Here is a 19,071-nt window from a genome sequence, read left to right as displayed (position 1 = left end):
GAGTAGAGATGCGGAAGAGTAAGGAGAAGGGTAAGTCTCATTCCACTAGACCTGTAAGAAGTACTCCGCCTAAGTGGTGTAAGTATACTGCAGAGGAGGTTGAAAACTTAGTTATAGAGTTGGCTAAGAGAGGTAATCCTCCTTCTATGATTGGAGTAATTTTGAGGGATCAGTATGGAATTCCCCTAGTTAAACAGATTACTGGTAAGAAGATTACTGAGATTTTAAGGGAGAAGGGTTTTGCACCATCACTTCCAGAGGATTTAGCTAACTTGATTAGGAGGGCTGAGAGGATTAGAAGGCATTTAGAGGAGCATCCTAAGGATAAGCATAGCAGACGTGGTTTACAGTTAATTGAGTCTAAAATTTGGAGGTTGACCAAGTATTATATTAGGACTGGTAGACTTCCAAGTAATTGGAGTTATACGAGATTGAAGTTGCAGTTTCAGAGGCGCTAGTGGTAGATTGCCTTGAATATGGATAATTCATCTGTGAGTAAGTTGAATGATAGAGTCAATTTTGCATCTAAGGCTATTTTAGAGTGGATTGAACATGATTATGCTATAACTGTTATTTCTCATCTTGATGCTGATGGTTTGACTGCTGCTGGTATTATTGGCTCTATGTTGGAGAGGTTAAATGCATCATTTAAGATTAGAATACTTAAGCAGTTGGATGAATCTTCATTGAAGGATTTGGGTTCTGAGCCTATTTCTCATGTAATTTTTACTGATTTAGGTAGTGGTCAGAAGGACTTAATTTATAGTTTTTTGCCTGAATGTCAAGTTGTTGTAATTGATCATCATCAGCCAATAGATTATGAATTTGAAAACTGTGTTGAAGTTAATCCACATCTGTTTAGTATTGATGGTTCGATTTCTATTAGCTCCTCTGGTTTGTCTTATCTTGTTGCTAAGAGTGTTGATTTGGATAATGTTGATTTGGCTCCTATTGCTATTGTTGGAGCTTTAGGGGATAGACAAGATTCAGGTAGACATCATAATTTGATAGGTTTGAATGAATCTATTGTTAAGGAGGCTGTTGAAGCTGGTTTTCTAGAGGTTAAGTTTGGTTTGAGGCTTTTTGGTTTTGAATCTAGACCTGTAGTTAAAAGTTTAGAATATACTATTGATCCTCTTATACCTGGTCTGACTGGTAATTATAATGCTTGCTTAAAGTTTTTAGAGCGTATTGGTGTTAATCCTATTGATGAGGATGGTAATCTTAGGAGGTTATCTGATCTATCTTCTAATGAACTTCGTGTTCTTATGATTAACTTGGTTAAGTATATGTTGAGTAAGGGTATTGAAAGTAAGGAAGCTGAAAGTATTATGGGTACTATTTACACTATTTCTCGTGAGCCTCCTACCTCTTCTTTAAGGGATGCCAGGGAGTTCGCTTCTCTTTTGAACGCATGTGGCCGTCTAGGTTTTCCTAGTATTGGTGTTGCAATTTGTATGGGTAGGAGGGGTGAGGTACTTGATAGGGCTGAAAAATTGATGGTTGAGTATAGGCTGACTCTTTTAAAGTATCTTGACTGGCTTTCACGTAATTTAGATAAGGTTAGGCAGACTAGATTTCTACAGGTTATTTATGGTGGGGATTTTGTTGATGATAGGATTGTTGGTACTTTAATTTCAATAGCTCTTTCATCTAGAATTTTGTCTCCGAGGAAGGTTGCTGTTGCCTTTGCAGTTTCTCCTGAAGGTAGAGTTAAAGTTTCAGCTAGGGCTAGTAAAGAATTGTCTCGTAGGGGGTTAAATTTAGGTTTAGCTATTAGGAGTGCTGCTTATCAAGTAGATGGTATTGGTGGTGGGCATGATGTTGCTGCTGGAGCTCAGATTCCATCAAATTCTGAGGAAGTCTTCATTGAGATTCTTGATAAGTTAATTGCTGAGCAACTTGGAGGTGAATAATTTGCATGAAGCAGTTATTAAAATTATTTTTGATGATGAGGAGACTGCTAACTCTATTCTTCTTGCAATTGAGCCTGATAATATGCAGGCTCCATCTATACTAGATATAGAGTCAAGGATTGTTGGTAAATGTTTAGAGGTTTCTATTACTTGTCGGGGTAAGCTTGAAACTTTGATTTATACTGTAGATGACTTGTTGTCATGTATTCAAGTTGCTGAAAAATCAATTAAATCTATCCAATAGAGTTATAAGTGAGATTTCCTAATTGGCGTTAAGCCAGTGTGGGGTGTTGAAAAGTGTCTTCGAGGGGTAGGGGTAGAGCTAGGGATAAATGGCGTATGAAGAAGTGGTATACTGTATTAGCTTCTAGTGCTTTTGGTAATGTTGAGATAGGTAGGATTCCTGCAGATGATCCGTCGAAACTTAAAGGTAGGGTGATTGAAACTTCTCTTAGTGATTTGACGGGAGATTTCTCGCTTCTTCATGTTAAACTGTATTTTCAGATAATTGATGTTGAGGGTGATGTAGCTAAAACTGTTTTTAAGGGTCATGATTTGACGAGGGATTATCTGAGAAGTCTGATACGTAGAGGTAGCTCTAGAGTTGATGGAATATTTAAGGTTACAACTAGGGATGGATATACGCTCAGAGTTTCTGCTATAGCTTTGACTAGGCATAGAGCTAAGACTTCTCAGGAGAGGGCTATTAGGAAGATTATGAAGGAAATTATTGAAGCTAAGGCTCAGCAGTTATCTTTTGATGAATTTGTTCAGCAGGCAGTTTTAGGTAAGATTGCATCTGAAATTTATAATGAAGCTAAGAAGATTTATCCTCTAAGGAAGGTTGAAGTTAGAAAGAGTAAATTACTATCTAGGCCTTCAATGGTTAAGCGGGAAGTTCCTGTTTCCACTCCACCCGCATAGTTTTGTGGCGGTGGAATATGAATTTAGAGGATGAACGTCTTCTAGTTGCAAAGGAGGCAGCTAGATTACTTTATTATCGGTTGGCTACTGAATATAAGTTTGCTAAGTTGAGAGCTGCTAGGGAATTAGGGGTAACTGTTCTTCCAAGTAACCGTGAAGTGGCTGAACAGCTTGATGCTTTAGCAGACTTGCTTGAAGGAGAGTTACGTATTAAGAGGCTTATTCAAATGCGTAGGGAGGCTTTGCGGATTATGAGGATTCTCAGGGATTTTTCTCCTAGACTTATTGGAAGTGTTTGGAGGGGTACTGCTAGGATTGGAAGTGATATTGATATTATTGTTTATACTGATTCTCCTGGTGTTGTAATTGAGAGATTGAGGTCTAATGGTTTTTCAATATTGTTTATTGAGAGAAAAGCTAAAGTTTATTCTGATACTGGAGTGAAGAAAGTTTATACTCATATTCATGTTTCCCTTCCATATAATTTTAAGGCTGAGATTGTTGTCCGGGACCTTGAAGACATCAATGTTGAGGAGGTTTGTGATATTTATGGTGATGTGATTAAGGGTTTATCTGTCGATGAGCTTGAAAGGGTTTTAGTGGAGGATCCTACTAGGAAATTTCTCCCATAACTTTATTAAATTTAATTTTTTTAGAGTTCTTGATGTTTATTGAGGAAGTCAATGTTGTAAGGAAGGATTGGAGAAAGGTTGACTTAAAATTTGCATTATGTTATCCAAGTTTTTATAGGGTTGGTATGTCATGTTTAGCTATACATTTAATATATGAACTTTTGAATGTTAGGGATGATGTTTTATGTGAGCGTATATTTTTTGAGCCTTACTTTAATTTTAGGAGTATTGAATCTAATAGGTTTTTGAGAGATTTTGATGTTATTGGTTTTTCTCTTCAGTATGAAGTTGATTATGTGAATTTTGTTCGTATGCTTTTATTGTCTAATATACCTGTATATTCGAGGGATAGAGGGGCTGGTTATCCCATAGTTATTGCTGGTGGTCCTGCAGTTTCTTCTAACCCTGAGCCTATCGCTCCTCTAGTTGACGTTGTGGTTATTGGAGAGTTAGAGCCTATTATCGATGATATCTTAGATGTTCTCATTAATAGCGAAAATAAAGAGAGTTGTTTAGATGAGTTAATGAGTATTAGGGGTGTTTATGTTACGAGGGATGTTTATAATGTTAAGAGGAGTTGGGTTAAATCTTTAGATGATGCACATCATGCAATTGCACAGATAATTCCTCAAGTTAAATCTACTAGTCGCTTTTCCCCTATTTTCGGCCGCTCCTTCTTGTTGGAGGTCACTAGAGGATGTAAGTGGGCTTGTAAATTCTGTCTTGAAGGCTTTAATTATCGTCCTTTTAGGGAGCGTTCTATTAGTGTTATTGAAGAGATATTGGATGAAGGGTTAAAGAGGACTGGTGTAAGTAAAGTTGTTGTTATTGGTTCTGATGCGTCTGATCATAGTGGATTTGAAGATATTTGCGAGTATATTGTTTCGAGGAATTGGAGGCTATCTATCCCTTCTATGAGGGCTAAGGCTGTCAATGAGAGAGTTGCCAGACTTTTAGTTAAGGGTGGACAGAGAACATTGACATTAGCTCCTGAAACTGGCTCTGATAATCTGCGTCGTTCTATTGGTAAATTTCTTTCTAATGAGGATATTGTTGATGCTGCTAAAATTGCCCTTTCCTGTGGTGTTCGGAATATTAAGTTGTACTTTATTATTGGCTTACCGAATGAGACTATGGATGATGTGAAGTCGATTTTCTATTTAGCTAGGCGTGTAGCTGATGTTGGTTTTTCTTTTCCTAGAAGTGTTAGATTAACTGTTAGTGTTTTTATTCCTAAGGCTAATACTCCTTTCCAATGGTATGGTTTAGATAGTTTATCTAATTTGCGTAATAAAATAAAGATTTTAAGAAGACTTTGTGCTAAAGATAGGAGGATTGAATTGAGGGTTATGCGTTTGAGGGAGGCTGTTATTCAAGCTTTCTTGTCGAGGGCTGATAGAAAGGCTGCCTCTTTAATTGTTAATGTAGCTAAGTTTAATGGTTCTCTTAGTGCTTGGAGGAAGGCTGAGAAGATTGCTGGAATTTCTATTGAAAGGGAGGTTACTGCTAACATGTCTTTAGAATATTCTTTTCCATGGAATTTTATTGAGGTTGCTTGAGTTGATATATAAGTTTAAATTGCTTTTTTCATATTATATGTTGGGATGGATCTCTATTGAGTACTGATTGGAATACTTTGAGGAAATATTTTCCTAATCTAGCTAGGGAGATTGAAAAGAAGCAGAGTATTTCTATTCCTATTAGTGGTTTTAGGTCTGATTCTAAGGCTGGAGAGAAAATTGCGTCTAGAAATCCCTTTGAGAGGAAGCCTAAGTTTTGGGGTTATATTCCTGATGTTATAGATTTTATTAGGCGATGTGATAATGATGAGCAAGCCCTTGAGATAATAGAGTTTTTAGAGAAGCGGGGGGAGATTTCCGAGGAGTATGCTGATAGGCTTAAGAGACAGTTGAGAGAGAAGGGTGTTAGAAGTTTTGGTTCTAAGAAGGAGCCTGGATGGTATTTTAGAGAGGATCCATATTATTGTTCTCATTGATTTATTTTCTAGCTTTTACAGCTACTATTTTGATTACATCATTCATTTTTAATTGATAGTCTTCTCCTATTCGATGCTTTGTTTTCGCATTTATTGCATAGATGAATGTTTCTCCCAATTCACTATGGATCATATATGCTAGTTGTTTAGCTGTTGTTCCTTCTGGGATTAGGATTGCATCTGGTAGAACGTTTCCTTTATGGTCTGTATATTTAGTGGCATCTTCTACTGGATATACTACTATCATTTTCAATACTTTGAGGAATGCTGTATTAATGACTTCTTGTATTCCTGTTGATTTCCATGGCTTAAGTACCTTCTCTCTTATGGTTTCCAGAGCTTTCAATTGTTTTCCTGTTAGATTTCCCGGTTTTAATATTTCGAAGTCGCTGTCTCCAGAATTATACTTTATTAATCCCTTTTTCGCTGCTTTTTTCAGTGCTAGTTCAGCTTCAGCACTACATGGAATTATAATGTAGTCTTTGAATTCTTTTCTTAGTTTCTTTAGATTATCTGGTGATGTTGGTAAATCTATTTTGTTTGCAGCTATTATTATGGGCTTAGATGTTCTTCTAAGTTCTATTGAGAACTTGATAATATCTTCTTCTCTCCATAATGTTAATTTTTTCCCTTCAAGATCCGCCATTTTTAATGCCTTTGAAACTTGCTTTCTATTTACTTCTAATCCGCTTAGTCTTTCTGCTAGTGCTGTTGAGAGATCCTCTCTTGAGTGTTCTACTAGTCTTGATAATCTTTTCCAATCTCTCATTAATATCTGGGCAATCCACATTGAAATTTCTCTTTCCAGGAATCTTACATCTTCACATGGATCGTGTTCTCCAAGCTTCACTGGTCTTCCTTCAATATCAGTTCCACCTGAGGTGTCGACTACATGTATTAGTACGTCTGCTCTTCTAAGCTCATCTAGAAATTTATTTCCTAATCCTCTTCCTTTCCATGCGTCAGGTACTAGTCCAGCTACATCTATTAATTCTACTGGCACTAGTCTATTTCCATTTATGCATACCGAGTTTCTAGGATCATCCTTTACGTTAAGTTCTCTACATACACATTTTACTTTAACGTATGCTACACCCTTGTTTGCATTAATTGTTGTGAATGGGTATGGTGCTATTTTTACTGGTATTAATGTCGCGGCACTGAAGAAGGTTGACTTTCCTGTGTTTGGCTTTCCTACTAACCCAGCTTGTCTTGCCAATTTTTTCCCTCAATGCTAAATAATTTAATCCCTAAGTAATATAATTCACCTAGGTGGATGAGTATGGAGAGAGTAGCAGTTGTTGGTTTAGGTCCTGCAGGTTTATGGTCTGCAATTTCAGCTAGAATGACTAATCGTTCAGTTAGAGTTACTGTTGTGACTGATGAAGAGTTTCCTACTTATTCTAGATGTGGTCTACCTTTCGTTATTAGTGGTGAAATTAAGAGTTTTGAAGAATTAATTATTACTTCAATGAAATATTTAGAGTCTATTGGAGTTGAAGTTTTAATTAAGAGTCGTGCTATTGAGGTTAATGGTGAGAGTCTCTTAGTTGAGCGTAATGGCTATGTTGAAAAAATTGCTTTTTCATCTCTAGTTTTTGCTACTGGTAGTAAACCCTCTATTCCACCTATTCCTGGAAGAGATTTGAATGGAGTTTATACTTTGAGGACTATCAGAGATGGTATGAGGATTGCTGATGAGGTGAAGAGGGCGAGAAATGCAGTAGTTGTTGGTGCTGGTGCTATTGGACTTGAAGTTGCTGAGGCATTGAATAAATTGGGTTTAAATGTAACTTTAGTTGAAATTATGCCTAGGGTTCTTCCAGCAATTTTAGATGATGATATGGCGAGGATTCTCCATAGATTTATTTCTTCTAAAGTTAATCTAATGTTAAATTCTCGTGTTGAGGAAATTGTTGGAGGTAATAGGGTCAAGGAGGTCATTATAAATGATAATCATTATCCTTGCGACTTCATTGTCATGGCTACTGGAGTTAGACCTAATGTTGATTTAGCTAGGACTGCGGGTGTAATTATTGGTAAATTGGGTGGAATAGTTACTGATGAGAAAATGCAGACTTCTAATGGCAATATGTATGCTGCTGGTGATTGCGCTGAAACTTTCCATCTAATAACTAGAAAACCCTTCTTACCCTTACTTGGTACAGCTGCATATAGGCAGGGCAGGATAGCTGGTGTTAACTCTGCTGGTGGTTTAGCATTATATCATGGTGCTTTAGGTTCAACTGTTCTCAAGGTTTTTGGAGTTGAAGTTGGATTTACGGGTTTGACGACTAGTCAAGCTCTCGAGAATGGTTATAATGTGATTTCTAGCAAGGTTAGATGGAAGACTAGAGCTGAATATTATCCTGGAGCTAAAGATATAGTTGTAAAGTTGATTTTTAATGTTGATGATGGTAGGCTTATAGGTGGACAGATAATTGGTGGAGAGGCTGTTGCTCCTAGAGTTAATATGCTTGCTACTGCTATGACTTGTGGTATGGATGTAGATGGCTTAGTATCTATTGATACTTGCTATAGTCCACCAGTTGCAGATACTATTGAGCCTATAGTTAGGGCTGCTGAGGTTGCATTAAGAAAATTTAAGAAGTAATGATCTTTAATCATAAGTGGTGTTTACCATGAAGGTGTTGGTGACCGATCCCGTACATGAGGATGGTTTAAGGATGCTTATGAATGAGGGCTTTAAGGTTGATTTGGCTTATGGTGTTAATGGGAAGGAGCTGAAAGAGAAGATTAAGGATTATGATGTAGTGATAGTTAGGAGTAGAACTAAGGTTACTAGGGAGATTATTGAGGCTTCCAAAAAATTGAAGGTTATTGGTAGAGCTGGAGTTGGATTAGATAATATTGATTTAAAGGCTGCTGAGGAGTATGGAATTAAGGTGCTTTCCAGTCCAGAGGCACCTACAGTGGCAGTGGCTGAATTGGTTTTCGGTTTGCTCTTAAGTCTTTCCAGGAAGATTTCCTATTGTGACCGTATGATGAAGGAGGGTAGATGGGTTAAGCGGGAGGCTTTAGGATTTGAACTTAAAGGTAAAACTTTAGGTATAATTGGTCTTGGAAGAATTGGTAGAGAGGTTGCGGTTCGAGCTAATGCCTTTGCTATGAGAGTGATATATCATGATGTATATAGGCCTAGCAGTGATGTTGAAAGAAGTTTAGGCGTTGAATTTAAGGAATTTTCAGATTTACTGCGTGAATCTGATATTATTACTGTCCATGTACCGTTGACTCCTCAAACTTATCATTTAATTGGTGAGAAAGAATTTTCATTAATGAAGGATGGAGTTATTTTAGTGAACACTTCACGTGGACCTGTTGTTGATACTAAAGCATTATTGAATGCATTGAAGAGTGGTAAGGTTTCTGGTGCATGTTTAGATGTGTTTGAGCATGAACCTCCAGCTGAAGAATGGGAGTTAGAGTTGATTAGACTTCCAAATGTAATAGCTACTCCACATATTGGTGCCATGACTGTTGAAGCTCAGAGGAATGCTTCCATAATTCTTGCAAATAAAATAATTTCCCTATTTAGAGGAGAAAAACTTTAAAGTCAATTTGTGAATGATATGGCAGTCTAGTGATTTATAGTTAATGTAAGGTGATACGTAATGTATAAGTATCTTGCACTCCTATGGAAGAAGCCAGGTGTAGGACTGTTAGCTGAGTTAATGAAATCTAGATTAATTAAATGGAGAAGACAGCCCACGGTAGTCCGAGTGGAGAAGCCTTTAAGAGTTAATAGGGCAAGAGCACTAGGATACAAGGCGAAGCAAGGTTTCGTTGTAGCTAGAGTTAGAGTTCGAAAAGGTGGCTTAAGTAAGCCTAGACCTAGAAGTGGGAGAAGACCTAAGAGAATGGGTGTGTTGGGTCATACTCCTAGAAAAAGTCTTCAGTGGATAGCTGAAGAAAAAGCTGCTAGGAAATTCCCGAATCTCGAGGTTCTAGGTAGCTACTGGGTTGCAGAGGATGGGAGGTTTAAGTGGTTTGAGGTTGTATTGGTGGATCCACATCATCCAGCCATTAAGAATGACCCTGATGTAAACTGGATTTGTAATTCATCACAAAGAGGGAGAGTTTTCCGTGGACTTACTCCAGCTGGGAGAAAGTCTAGGGGACTAACAGTTAAGGGTAAAAGAGCAGTTAAAAATAGGCCAAGTAGAAAGGCTGCATTTAAGAGGGCTGGTAGAAAAAAGAGAAAGAAAGGTTGATTTAATGTCTACTAGAAAGTTCGCTATTTCTGAAATAAAATTAGAGGCATTTTCACATGCAACTGAAAATCCTAAAAAAGTAGAGAAGGCCATGTTAACCTTAATTCCAGAGAATCTACAATCCAACATTAGAATACAGAGAAGTAGAGTGGAGGGGTATTATGGGAATCCTATTTTAATAATGAAGATTAGGATTAAAGATGAAGATATTATTAAGAGGATTATCGAGTATATTTCTTCTAAGTTAGATAGTTTAGATAAGAAGTTTTTAGAGTCCACCTTTGATTTAAGAGTTGATAAAAGTAAGAATCTTTACATGCGCTTTGATAAGGATGATGCTTATAGTGGAAAATTAACATTATCTGACTCGAGTGATGTAATTAAAGTTATTCTTTCATTTACATCTATTAAACGGAAAAAAGATTTAATTAGCATTTGTAGAAGACTTGGATTACTACCCACTAAAGAGACTAGTTAACTATCAGTTTCCAACATTTAATTTTCATTGAAATTATAGTTGAGTTTAGCTGAAATTAGCACTTATATAATAGAATTAGAATGGTAGCAAGTCAGCAATTAAATCGTAGCTTAAAATAATATGTATTGTATGAGGAATAATTAGTAATAGCAATATGAGTAGGTTAAGTGGGGATTAAACCTTGCCAAAAAGATTCTTTATAGACTTGAATATAAAATCTAATATTTCAACTGGTCAATCAAGTCCACTAGAAATCGCGCAAATGGCCGCTCATCTAGGTTTTAAAGCTATAGCTCTCTCCGATTTTAACTTTAAAAATTTAGGCATAATTAGTGAAGTTAAAAAAGTCTTTAAGGATTACGGAATAGATCTAGTTACAAGAGCAGATATAGATGAGAACACACCAAAACAATTAAAACAAGCACTAAGAAAACTAAGGAGAAAAGTGGAAGTAATAGCCGTTTTTTGCAAAAACTTGAATGTAGCGAGACTTGCTGCGAGGGATAGAAGAGTGGATTTGCTCTACTTTTCAATTAAAAGCTGGAAGAAAAATTTTTTCGATAAATCTGAAGCACATCTCGCACTCCAAGGAGAATCAATGCTAGAGATAAATTTAAACCCATTAATTAAGGCAAAAACCCATGGAGAGCGAATACAAGCAATCAGAATATACTCGGAAAACATTAAGATTGCAAAAAAACATAATGTGCCAATAATAGTGACAAGCGGGGCCTCTAGTATATATGAAATGAGAGCACCTAGAGAACTAGCTGCACTTGCAGCTCTACTGGGGCTAACAGACTTCGAAGCGAGAGAATCATTATCCAACATACCTTTAAATCTAATTAAAAAGAATAGAGAGAAGCTAAGCAACCTGTACATAATGCCTGGAGTAAAAATAATTGAAAAGGCGAACAAAAATGATAAAAACACATAGAAATCGCTACATAATCTTTGAAATACATTCACCCAAACCATTAAACTTAAGCAAGCAGAAATTATTAAAGCATATTTTCGATGCGAATCTAAGATTGTTTGGTGAAGTTGGTTCAAGCTTGATTTTCATAAACCTTATAGAATATGAAAAAGATCTTCAAAGAGGAATAATAAGATGTAATCATAAATCAGTATTGAAGTTACGAGCTGCCCTAGCTTCCATACATGAAATAGAGGGTATTCCCACCCTGATACATATAGTAAAAATTACTGGAACAATTAGGAAGGCAAGAGAAATACTTAATAGTCTCCCCAAGACATTCATTTTGGGGGATGAAGAAGCCGTCCCAGTAGTCTGACTTTGGGCGGAGAATGACGTTCTCGCGACGAACCGACCCCAACACTGCTTTTTTAACCTTTAATTCATGGTGGAAAAGCCAGCAGAAAGCCGTTTACATGACAAGTTTAAAACAGGCATTTATTGAGAGTCCTTCCTGTATGGATACATAGTATAATTTATGCAACATTTATCTTGAAGCATAAATTACTTCAAATTCATCTTGCTCTATTCTTTTAATCAATCTTTCGGTAATGAATTCCAACTAGTCCTTAGGTTTAACATAAGCGTACAGAATATCTGTTTCTAACATCATAACTGCTTTCTCCTCTCAGCTCTTCTAACCGCACTTCTTTGGCTAGCTCTTCAGCCATCTCCTTTAATTCATGCTGAGTCCTACTGGTCTTCAACCAGTTTTTAACATGGTTAATAGGTTTTGTTGGAATGGATGGTAGAATTTTATCCGTGAAGGTTCGGGATATAAGCTTGAAGGAAGTTTTTATTCACTATGTAGGTGAAGGTGGAGTTGAATGAATCTACTTGGCTTTGAGGGGTTTAAGAAGATTTTTGGGATGGTCTTCGACTATTTAGATGGTTTTTATGGGTTAAAATTGTTAGTGTTGGATGGGCTTTACCTTTCGAGTTTATTGGTGTTTTAGTGTCTGTGGCTGTGTATTATTTTTATACTCTTGGGTTGACTGGTTGGGTTTAAGTTTTCTGGTGGCAAGCACAATTTGGCTTACAGGTATTCTAATGCCTCAAAGTCCATTACTATGGTTTTTAGAGGTTTTGGTGTCACTTGCCTCTGGTGTTTATTTTCCCGTAGATTTACTTCCTGGTTGGTTGAAGTTATTCTCATACTTCTTGCCCCACTATTATTGTGTGGATGCGATTAGATCCATATTTGCTTTTAAAAGTGGTGATTTTACTGATTATGCTGTTAAGCTCTCCATATACATGGTGGCCTCAATTTCAATTGGCTTATTTGCATTTCACAAATCATATGTGCTGTTTGGAAAGAAAAGACCCCCATCTCCCTTATAGATTCTAGAAGGAGTCCTTACTTCCATTGTTGGAAATGAGTTTTTTCTTTTAGTTTTAATTTTGAACTTTACTTTCATAATGAGTGTCACTTATCTTAAATATTTTTATGTTATATCCTTTATAATTTGATACTATAGAATTTTTAAAATATCCCCAATAAGCATTAATTCGATGTTTTAACTCTTTCCACTCAAATATGTAAGTACCTGACGGTGAAGTAGCATTTTGATTATATTCAACTTGAGACCAAACCTTAATACTTCCCTTAGTAAATCCAGTATATTCATGGTATTGATATCCACCTGCAAAAATATTCCAATAATATGGGTCAGAATGGTCATTATCAAGGTAAAGCATGTAAAATTTACCTATAGTCACTGAACCAAATCTTTTATGTATAATATAATAAGGGCCATTTTTAACAGTATAATAAAATTTATTTTCATAAGTATATTCATCTACCCGTTTTCTACATAATCCAACTTCAATAAATTTATCAGAATCTTCAAGAACGCATATATGTGACCAAATAATTTCACCTACTTTTATTGAAACTGCATATATTGCTCCATATCCAAAAACTCCTTTATTATTCTGATTATAAGATGATGAGTCTTCAAAGTCATCATGCGGCTTTGTCTCTGCCTTTATGATGGTTGAATATAGAGGAGTAAGAAGAAAAGTTACTAATAGGAATATACTAAGATATCGTTTCAAACCTTCCACCTCATTGTTTCAGCTACTTTGCATAATTCGTTCAGAGGTAGGGTTGCATAAAGTTCTATAATAGCTTTAGGAGTAATAATCAGAATATAGCTTGGTACTACATATTTGTAACCATCTGGATTTGTAGCGTTACTATAATGACAGCATAGTGTAGGCCAATCGCTAATTATTCGCTTTTCTAATGTTATTCCGCTCCATCCTTCATTTTTTATTTTTTCCTTGTCAAAGTTTAGTCTTTGATCAATATACTCGTCGACTTTCTCCTTAAATTTATTTAAATCGCCATTATATTCTGCATTAAAAGTTATGCCATACCAGTATAAGTTTTCACTTATATTTTCGAAAGTAATTTTTATCATAACTTTGGGGCCTTCATTAGATGGTATGTCTAAGCAAACGTTAATGATTCTTCCGTCTTCACTTTTTGTTAATTTAATTTCTGTGTCTGAATATAGAAGATACAATTTATTTGATGCATATTGTAAAATCAGCTTGAGTTCAAACTTTTTAGGAATATAGGTTGGTGGTGAGAAGTATAAGCCATTCTTGCTTAAAAGACTTAGCGCTTCTTCTAATGTTAATGCTTTACCTTTTAGAGAAATACGTGGCATTAAAACTGGTTCTTCCTCCTTTGTTTCCACATTATGCATGAAATAGTTGTAACTTAAGAAGAAAGTTATTATAAATGTGAAAATTCCAACCAGCAACAAATCAGATATTATTAATGATTTATCTTTTTTCATGAAAATCCTCTAGATATACTTGCTATTATTATAATATATAAATTTCTTGTCAAAATTATTAATTAAAAAATAAACCTACTATCCCGCTTCTATAGATTATGTGTTTTTTGTAAAATAGGATTTTGTATCTTCTTTGCTTTGCTAGTTTTGTATGTTTTTTGGCTTTATTCTCTTTAGTATGTCTGGTACTATTATTCCGGCTAGTCCTCCTAGGATGGCATGGATGGCGACGAATCCGTATAGGAAGAAGATTAGTGGCCATGTCCAGTTTAGGAATATGCTGAATGACCAGTATAATATGAAGTCTCCAGGTATAATGTATATTGCGCCTGTGATTCCATAGAATAGTCTTGGATTGCGTGTGCGATTTATTGTCTTGAATAATGCGTCGATTGTTATTCCTCCTATTAGCCATGTTGGTATTATCATGAATTTTACTGGTGGACCTCCTGGCAGTATAGTTGATATGAGGCCGCTGACGAGTTGAGTGAAGGTTGCTATTCCATTTTTGTCAATGATTGTTCTTAATGTTAGGATTAGAATTGTGCCTATTGGAATTGAGATAACTGCGTAGAGTCCTGGGAGTGGTGCTGGGATGAAGGCTGTTGTTAATGTGCTTAGTGATGATATGCATGCGAATATGGATATAAGTGCTATTTCCTTTGATGATAAAATTGTTTTTTCCAATGCTTTTCATCTCCTAGAGGGTGAATGGTTCTTGCTTTGTGTAGATTCCATTTCCATTTAGTATGTAGTGTTCTCCTTTGACGCAATCTATGCAGACTGGTTTACCATCTTTAACTCTTGCCTTTGGCTCCATTACTTTTTCTCCACAGATTGAGCATATTACTGATTTGAATATTGGAGCGTATTCTGGTACTTTGATTTTTAAGTGGGTGATTTTGAATACCTTGTTTATAGGTTGATTTAGTTCCTTGAGTGATATTTCGGCGAAGAGCTTCATCATTCTTTCATGCTCTTCCTTTGTTGCTTTCTCTCTTTTAACTACAATTTTATTCCATAATTTGTATGCTTCAGGATACTCTTTCATGCGTGTTTCTTCAAATTCTGGGTTTAGAACTAGTCTTATTGCTGTTCCATCTCTTTTTGCTATTGTGACTGCTGTTTTTCCTATGTCTCTGAATATGAGTGCATTGTTTCCGAAGGTGCATCCAGTTACAATTTGTACGCCGTCGGCGAAACAACTGTTAGTTTCAACTATTGCTATTATTTCTTCCATTCCTCTACTCTTTACATTTAATTCTTTTATGGCGGTATAGCCGGCCATTACACCATAGGCTAGGTATGGGCATAAATGTCCATGTAATTCAGCAGCCTTATAGAGTAGTTCTTTTAAGTCCCCTTTTTCAATTAATTTTTCAATTTCTCGTTTGGGTGAGAAATTGCTGCTTTGTCCTTTCTTCTTAATCATGGTTGACTTTATTTTGAATAGTGTTATTAAATTTTTCTTTAGTAACACCTGCTGTGTTGATGTATTGGTGGGGTGAGTTTTAATGGTATTTGGACTTATAGTTGGAAGTAGTTGAGGTTTTATTCTTGAGTTGTAATTTCAATTTTTCTGATTTAATGTCTATGGCTAGTGGCATGTCTATTATGAGTTTAACCTTGTATTCTATGTGGGTTGGAGAATCCACTAATTATTGGTGTTTGTAATTTAAGTTGCTTTGCCAGGTTTACTAGGGTTAAGTTTTCCTTGATTGTGATGATTATTATTGGTTCTTTTATTGGTTCTAATTCTCTTGTGAATTTAATGTATTTGTTGGTTGTTCTGGCTATTTCGAATTTAATTTTATATGTTTTGGTTTGCTTGATGTTTGCGTGGAGTTCTATTCTGGCGCCTCTAGATTTATTGAATTTTAGTCTGGCAATATAGCCTTTAAGGGAGTTGTTTGAAGCTTCAATTTTAGCTTCATAGTATTCATCTTTGGATGAGGCTATTAGTCTAGTTGGATTCATGGATATTTTTGATGGTTTTAAGATTAGGATTAATATGTTGCTGAGTTTTCTTCTTAGAGGTTTAATGTATGGGGCTTTTAGAATTCCACATTTGTGTTTGTCGAGTAATAGTAGGTAGCCTTTGGATATTTTTCTAGGTTTATGGATGTTGGTTTTTATTGGATTTTTATTTTTCTACTGTGGGTATGTATGTGTTTGCCTGTATGAATCATGTATGCTTCTCTGTATTCTTCAATGCTTATTGTTCCAATTTTAAGATCTACTGGTTTAATGAAATTTATGGAGTTTTTTATTGATGCTATTTTCCTTTATGAATTTCTCAATTAGTTTCTTACTTGAAATGGATTTGTAGGTTTGGAGGGTTGAGATTAAGATTGAGAATAGAATTATGGATGCTGTGGCTGTGAGTAGGATGGGTCTATCACTAGGGAGACAGTGAACAATAGTATTGTAGTTATAATAGTTATGAGTAGTCGAATTTCATAATGTTCTGTTTTTGGTTTTAAGATTACTTGTTTAGTCATTTAAATCATCAATCAGCTTTTATGCTTATTTGATTGAATGTCTATATTTATTTTTGTTTCAATATTTGGATTGGAGTTTAAATTTATTGTATCTCATTTCATCTTTAACGTTAAATTTGTTTTATAATATATTATTTTTTGAGGGGATTGTAGTTTGAAGTCTATTTCTGATTTGATTTCTTTGAAGGGTAGGAGAGCTTTAGTGACTGGTGCTGCTTCTGGTATTGGTAGGGCTATTGCTCTTCGTTTTGGGGAGGTTGGAGCTGATCTTGAGCTTGTGGATATTAATTTAGATGGGTTAAAGAGGGTTAGAGATGAGCTTTCAGTGTTTGATGTGGAGGTTAATTTGCATAGGGTAGATCTTTCATTTAAGGAGGAAATAGATTTCCTATGGGATCGTATTGGAAATCGTGTTCCAGATATACTAGTCAACAATGCTGGTATTTTCCCCTTCAAGGATTTTCTAGAGGTCGATGAAAAGTTTCTTGATAAGATTATGAGAGTTAATTTATATTCAGTTTTCTGGATGTGTCAGCATATGATAAAGAGGAGAATTAAAATGGGTAAGGGTGGCGTGATAATTAATGTAAGTTCAATTGAAGCTTTAATCCCCCTCGAAGAAAACTTATCGCATTACAGTATCAGTAAGTCTGGTATAATTGCGTTTACTAGGTCTCTGGCTAAGGAGTATGGTAGGCGTGGTTTTAGAATTAATGTTATTCTTCCTGGTGGTATAAAGACTCCTGGTGCTATGAGGGCTGCAAAGAGTCTTGGTTTGAAGGCGTTGAAGATTGGCCGTGAATATCTTAAGAGGGTTCCGTTGGGAAGGATGGGTGATCCTGATGAGGTAGCTAGGATTGTTCTTGTTTTGGCGAGTGAATTGTCAGCATATGTCCATGGTGCTTTGATCGTAGTTGATGGTGGTGTTTCATCTTCATGATGGGTGAGTGATTTGGAGTATGATTTGTTAATTATTAATGGAAGAATTTTGGATGGGAGTGGTTGCCCGTGGTTTAAAGCTGATGTGGGGATTGCTAATGGTAAGATTATGAATATAGGTGACTTGAGGAAGTGTGATGCTAAATTCATTATTGACGCTGAGGAATTATTTGTTTGTCCTGGCTTCATAGATATACATAGCCATTCTGATTTCACCTTAATTGTTAATCCTAAAGCTGAGAGTAAGGTTAGGCAGGGTGTTACAACTGAGGTTATCGGCAATTGCGGTTCCTCTGCTGCTCCTGTCAAGGGGAATGTTGCTAAAGCTAGATTGCTTAGTATAATGCGTAAGTATGGTGTGGAGTTTAGTTGGAGCAGTTTTTCAGAATATTTGAGTATTCTTGAGGCTGTGGGTGTTGCAGTTAATGTTGCTGCATTAGTTGGTCATGGAACTGTCAGGAGGTGTGTTCTAGGTTTAGATAGTAGATCTCCAACTAGAGATGAGCTTGATGAGATGAAGGCTTTAGTAGCTGAAGCTATGGAGGCTGGAGCATTTGGTATGTCTTCGGGTTTAGTTTATCCTCCTGGTAGATATGCTAGCAAAGAGGAGTTGATTGAGCTATGTAGAATTGTTGCTAGGTATGATGGAATTTATGCTAGTCATATTAGGGGTGAGAGGGAAACTATTGTTGAAGCTACAGCTGAGGCAATTGAGATTGGTGAGCGAGCCGGTGTGCCTGTTCAGATTTCTCATCATCCAGCTAAGATTGGTGGTTGGGATAAGTCTAGGGATACCTTAAAGTTGATTGAGGAGGCTAGGCTTCGTGGTGTTGATGTAACTTGTGATCTTCATCCATATATAGCTGGGAGTACTGGTCTAAGTAGTCTTCTACCTGCATGGGTTCAGGAAGGCGGCACTAGAAGGATTATTGAAAGGCTAAGCAAATCTCATCTGCATGAAAGGATAATAGTGGATATGATTGAGGAGCCCATTCCAGGTCCAGGGCCATGTGGATTAGTTAAGAGAGGTATGTGGGACAAGATAGTATTGTCTGATTGCCGTAGAAATAGAAATTTAATTGGGAAGACTTTTGAGGAAATAGCTAAGATTAGGGGTAAAAATCCATTTGAAGCTTACTTTGACCTTGTCATTGAAGAGGAGGCTTCTGGGAAGATTGTAGGCTTCTATTATAATGAAGAGGATATTAGGAGAGTGCTATTGCATCCAACGTCAATGATTGGCTCTGATGGATATGCATTTGCACCCTATGGAGTACTGGCTGTTGGTAAAAATCATCCGAGAAGTTATGGTGCTTTTCCCATGGTGTTTAGAAAGTATGTTAAGGGAATCTCTAGAAAAGAGTTGTTATATGATGAGGGAGCTAGGATATTAACTGTGGAGGAGGCTGTTAGGAAGATGACTTCATTTCCAGCACAAAAATTAGGGTTGTGGGATCGGGGACTTATAAGGCCTGGGTGTTGGGCTGACATAGTGATATTTGACTTAGAGAGAATAACTGATAGGGCAACATATTTAGAACCATATCAGTATCCTGAAGGAATAGAGTATGTCATTGTAAATGGGGAAATAGTAATAGAGAAAAATAGGCATACTGGTAGGCTTCCTGGGAAAGTGTTAAGACATAATGTTGATTAACTGTTTA

The 19,071-nt window shown here is 36.3% G+C and carries 23 protein-coding genes; 16 read left to right on the top strand and 7 right to left on the bottom strand.

The window, feature by feature from the left end; translation table 11 throughout:
* Window positions 1–8: 8 nt before the first annotated feature.
* Genes ACW8TM_RS06150 through ACW8TM_RS06120 form a run of 7 tightly spaced genes read left to right on the top strand, consistent with a single transcriptional unit; the run spans window position 9 to window position 5,468 of the window.
* On the top strand, window positions 9–458 hold the full coding sequence (locus ACW8TM_RS06150) for a 30S ribosomal protein S15 (protein WP_491532396.1): 450 nt from the start codon (window positions 9–11) through the stop codon (window positions 456–458).
* 33 nt (window positions 459–491) lie between these two features.
* Window positions 492–1,916 carry a RecJ family nuclease gene (recJ, locus tag ACW8TM_RS06145; RefSeq protein WP_491532395.1) on the top strand — a complete coding sequence of 475 codons (1,425 nt, stop codon included), beginning with the start codon at window positions 492–494 and terminating at the stop codon, window positions 1,914–1,916.
* 1 nt (window position 1,917) lies between these two features.
* The gene (locus tag ACW8TM_RS06140) at window positions 1,918–2,160 is read left to right on the top strand and encodes a KEOPS complex subunit Pcc1 (RefSeq protein ID WP_491532394.1); all 243 of its coding nucleotides are present in this window, start codon (window positions 1,918–1,920) and stop codon (window positions 2,158–2,160) included.
* A gap of 53 nt (window positions 2,161–2,213) precedes the next feature.
* A complete protein-coding gene (locus ACW8TM_RS06135) occupies window positions 2,214–2,840 on the top strand; it encodes a 30S ribosomal protein S3ae (protein ID WP_491532393.1) in 627 nt (208 codons plus the stop codon).
* Between the two features lie 17 nt (window positions 2,841–2,857).
* The gene (locus ACW8TM_RS06130) at window positions 2,858–3,472 is read left to right on the top strand and encodes a nucleotidyltransferase domain-containing protein (RefSeq protein ID WP_491532392.1); all 615 of its coding nucleotides are present in this window, start codon (window positions 2,858–2,860) and stop codon (window positions 3,470–3,472) included.
* A 32-nt stretch (window positions 3,473–3,504) separates the two neighbouring features.
* Window positions 3,505–5,031 carry a radical SAM protein gene (locus ACW8TM_RS06125; RefSeq protein WP_491532391.1) on the top strand — a complete coding sequence of 509 codons (1,527 nt, stop codon included), beginning with the start codon at window positions 3,505–3,507 and terminating at the stop codon, window positions 5,029–5,031.
* Between the two features lie 56 nt (window positions 5,032–5,087).
* Complete coding sequence (locus tag ACW8TM_RS06120) at window positions 5,088–5,468, top strand: DUF2095 family protein (RefSeq protein ID WP_491532390.1); 381 nt, start codon at window positions 5,088–5,090, stop codon at window positions 5,466–5,468.
* A 1-nt stretch (window position 5,469) separates the two neighbouring features.
* Here ACW8TM_RS06120 and ACW8TM_RS06115 read toward each other — a convergent pair whose 3' ends face one another.
* On the bottom strand, window positions 5,470–6,687 hold the full coding sequence (locus ACW8TM_RS06115; protein WP_491532389.1) for a redox-regulated ATPase YchF: 1,218 nt from the start codon (window positions 6,685–6,687) through the stop codon (window positions 5,470–5,472).
* Between the two features lie 63 nt (window positions 6,688–6,750).
* Between ACW8TM_RS06115 and ACW8TM_RS06110 the strand changes: the two genes are divergently transcribed.
* From ACW8TM_RS06110 to ACW8TM_RS06080, 7 genes are all read left to right on the top strand, one after another.
* On the top strand, window positions 6,751–8,082 hold the full coding sequence (locus ACW8TM_RS06110; protein ID WP_491532388.1) for an NAD(P)/FAD-dependent oxidoreductase: 1,332 nt from the start codon (window positions 6,751–6,753) through the stop codon (window positions 8,080–8,082).
* A 28-nt stretch (window positions 8,083–8,110) separates the two neighbouring features.
* Window positions 8,111–9,043: a D-2-hydroxyacid dehydrogenase gene (locus tag ACW8TM_RS06105; RefSeq protein WP_491532387.1), complete on the top strand. Its 933-nt coding sequence runs from the start codon at window positions 8,111–8,113 to the stop codon at window positions 9,041–9,043.
* 60 nt (window positions 9,044–9,103) lie between these two features.
* The gene (locus tag ACW8TM_RS06100) at window positions 9,104–9,703 is read left to right on the top strand and encodes a 50S ribosomal protein L15e (RefSeq protein ID WP_491532386.1); all 600 of its coding nucleotides are present in this window, start codon (window positions 9,104–9,106) and stop codon (window positions 9,701–9,703) included.
* Window positions 9,704–9,707: 4 nt separating this feature from the next.
* On the top strand, window positions 9,708–10,181 hold the full coding sequence (locus ACW8TM_RS06095; RefSeq protein WP_491532385.1) for an RNA-binding domain-containing protein: 474 nt from the start codon (window positions 9,708–9,710) through the stop codon (window positions 10,179–10,181).
* 181 nt (window positions 10,182–10,362) lie between these two features.
* The gene (locus tag ACW8TM_RS06090) at window positions 10,363–11,118 is read left to right on the top strand and encodes an RNase P subunit p30 family protein (RefSeq protein WP_491532384.1); all 756 of its coding nucleotides are present in this window, start codon (window positions 10,363–10,365) and stop codon (window positions 11,116–11,118) included.
* On the top strand, window positions 11,102–11,476 hold the full coding sequence (locus ACW8TM_RS06085) for an Rpp14/Pop5 family protein (protein ID WP_491532383.1): 375 nt from the start codon (window positions 11,102–11,104) through the stop codon (window positions 11,474–11,476). The genes ACW8TM_RS06090 and ACW8TM_RS06085 overlap by 17 nt, the downstream gene beginning before the upstream one ends.
* 680 nt (window positions 11,477–12,156) lie before the next feature.
* Window positions 12,157–12,498 (top strand): hypothetical protein, encoded by a 342-nt coding sequence (locus ACW8TM_RS06080; protein ID WP_491532382.1) that lies wholly within the window; start codon window positions 12,157–12,159, stop codon window positions 12,496–12,498.
* Between the two features lie 54 nt (window positions 12,499–12,552).
* Here ACW8TM_RS06080 and ACW8TM_RS06075 read toward each other — a convergent pair whose 3' ends face one another.
* The 6 genes from ACW8TM_RS06075 to ACW8TM_RS06050 form a co-directional block, all read right to left on the bottom strand.
* On the bottom strand, window positions 12,553–13,215 hold the full coding sequence (locus ACW8TM_RS06075; protein ID WP_491532381.1) for a hypothetical protein: 663 nt from the start codon (window positions 13,213–13,215) through the stop codon (window positions 12,553–12,555).
* Window positions 13,212–13,967 (bottom strand): hypothetical protein, encoded by a 756-nt coding sequence (locus ACW8TM_RS06070; RefSeq protein WP_491532380.1) that lies wholly within the window; start codon window positions 13,965–13,967, stop codon window positions 13,212–13,214. The genes ACW8TM_RS06075 and ACW8TM_RS06070 overlap by 4 nt, the downstream gene beginning before the upstream one ends.
* Before the next feature lie 141 nt (window positions 13,968–14,108).
* A complete protein-coding gene (locus tag ACW8TM_RS06065; RefSeq protein WP_491532379.1) occupies window positions 14,109–14,654 on the bottom strand; it encodes a hypothetical protein in 546 nt (181 codons plus the stop codon).
* Window positions 14,655–14,667: 13 nt separating this feature from the next.
* A complete protein-coding gene (locus ACW8TM_RS06060; protein WP_491532378.1) occupies window positions 14,668–15,399 on the bottom strand; it encodes an FmdE family protein in 732 nt (243 codons plus the stop codon).
* A gap of 188 nt (window positions 15,400–15,587) precedes the next feature.
* On the bottom strand, window positions 15,588–15,944 hold the full coding sequence (locus ACW8TM_RS06055; RefSeq protein WP_491532377.1) for a hypothetical protein: 357 nt from the start codon (window positions 15,942–15,944) through the stop codon (window positions 15,588–15,590).
* 386 nt (window positions 15,945–16,330) lie between these two features.
* Entirely contained in the window at window positions 16,331–16,468 is a 138-nt protein-coding gene (locus ACW8TM_RS06050; protein WP_491532376.1) for a hypothetical protein, read from the bottom strand.
* A gap of 154 nt (window positions 16,469–16,622) precedes the next feature.
* Between ACW8TM_RS06050 and ACW8TM_RS06045 the strand changes: the two genes are divergently transcribed.
* Together ACW8TM_RS06045 and ACW8TM_RS06040 are read left to right on the top strand one after the other, a co-directional pair.
* Window positions 16,623–17,408: an SDR family NAD(P)-dependent oxidoreductase gene (locus ACW8TM_RS06045; protein ID WP_491532375.1), complete on the top strand. Its 786-nt coding sequence runs from the start codon at window positions 16,623–16,625 to the stop codon at window positions 17,406–17,408.
* Window positions 17,409–17,420: 12 nt separating this feature from the next.
* On the top strand, window positions 17,421–19,064 hold the full coding sequence (locus ACW8TM_RS06040; protein ID WP_491532374.1) for an N-acyl-D-amino-acid deacylase family protein: 1,644 nt from the start codon (window positions 17,421–17,423) through the stop codon (window positions 19,062–19,064).
* The last annotated feature ends 7 nt before the right edge of the window (window positions 19,065–19,071 follow it).

It is taken from the genome of Candidatus Culexmicrobium sp., assembly GCF_058356305.1.
This window is presented reverse-complemented; position numbering and strand designations above follow the sequence as displayed.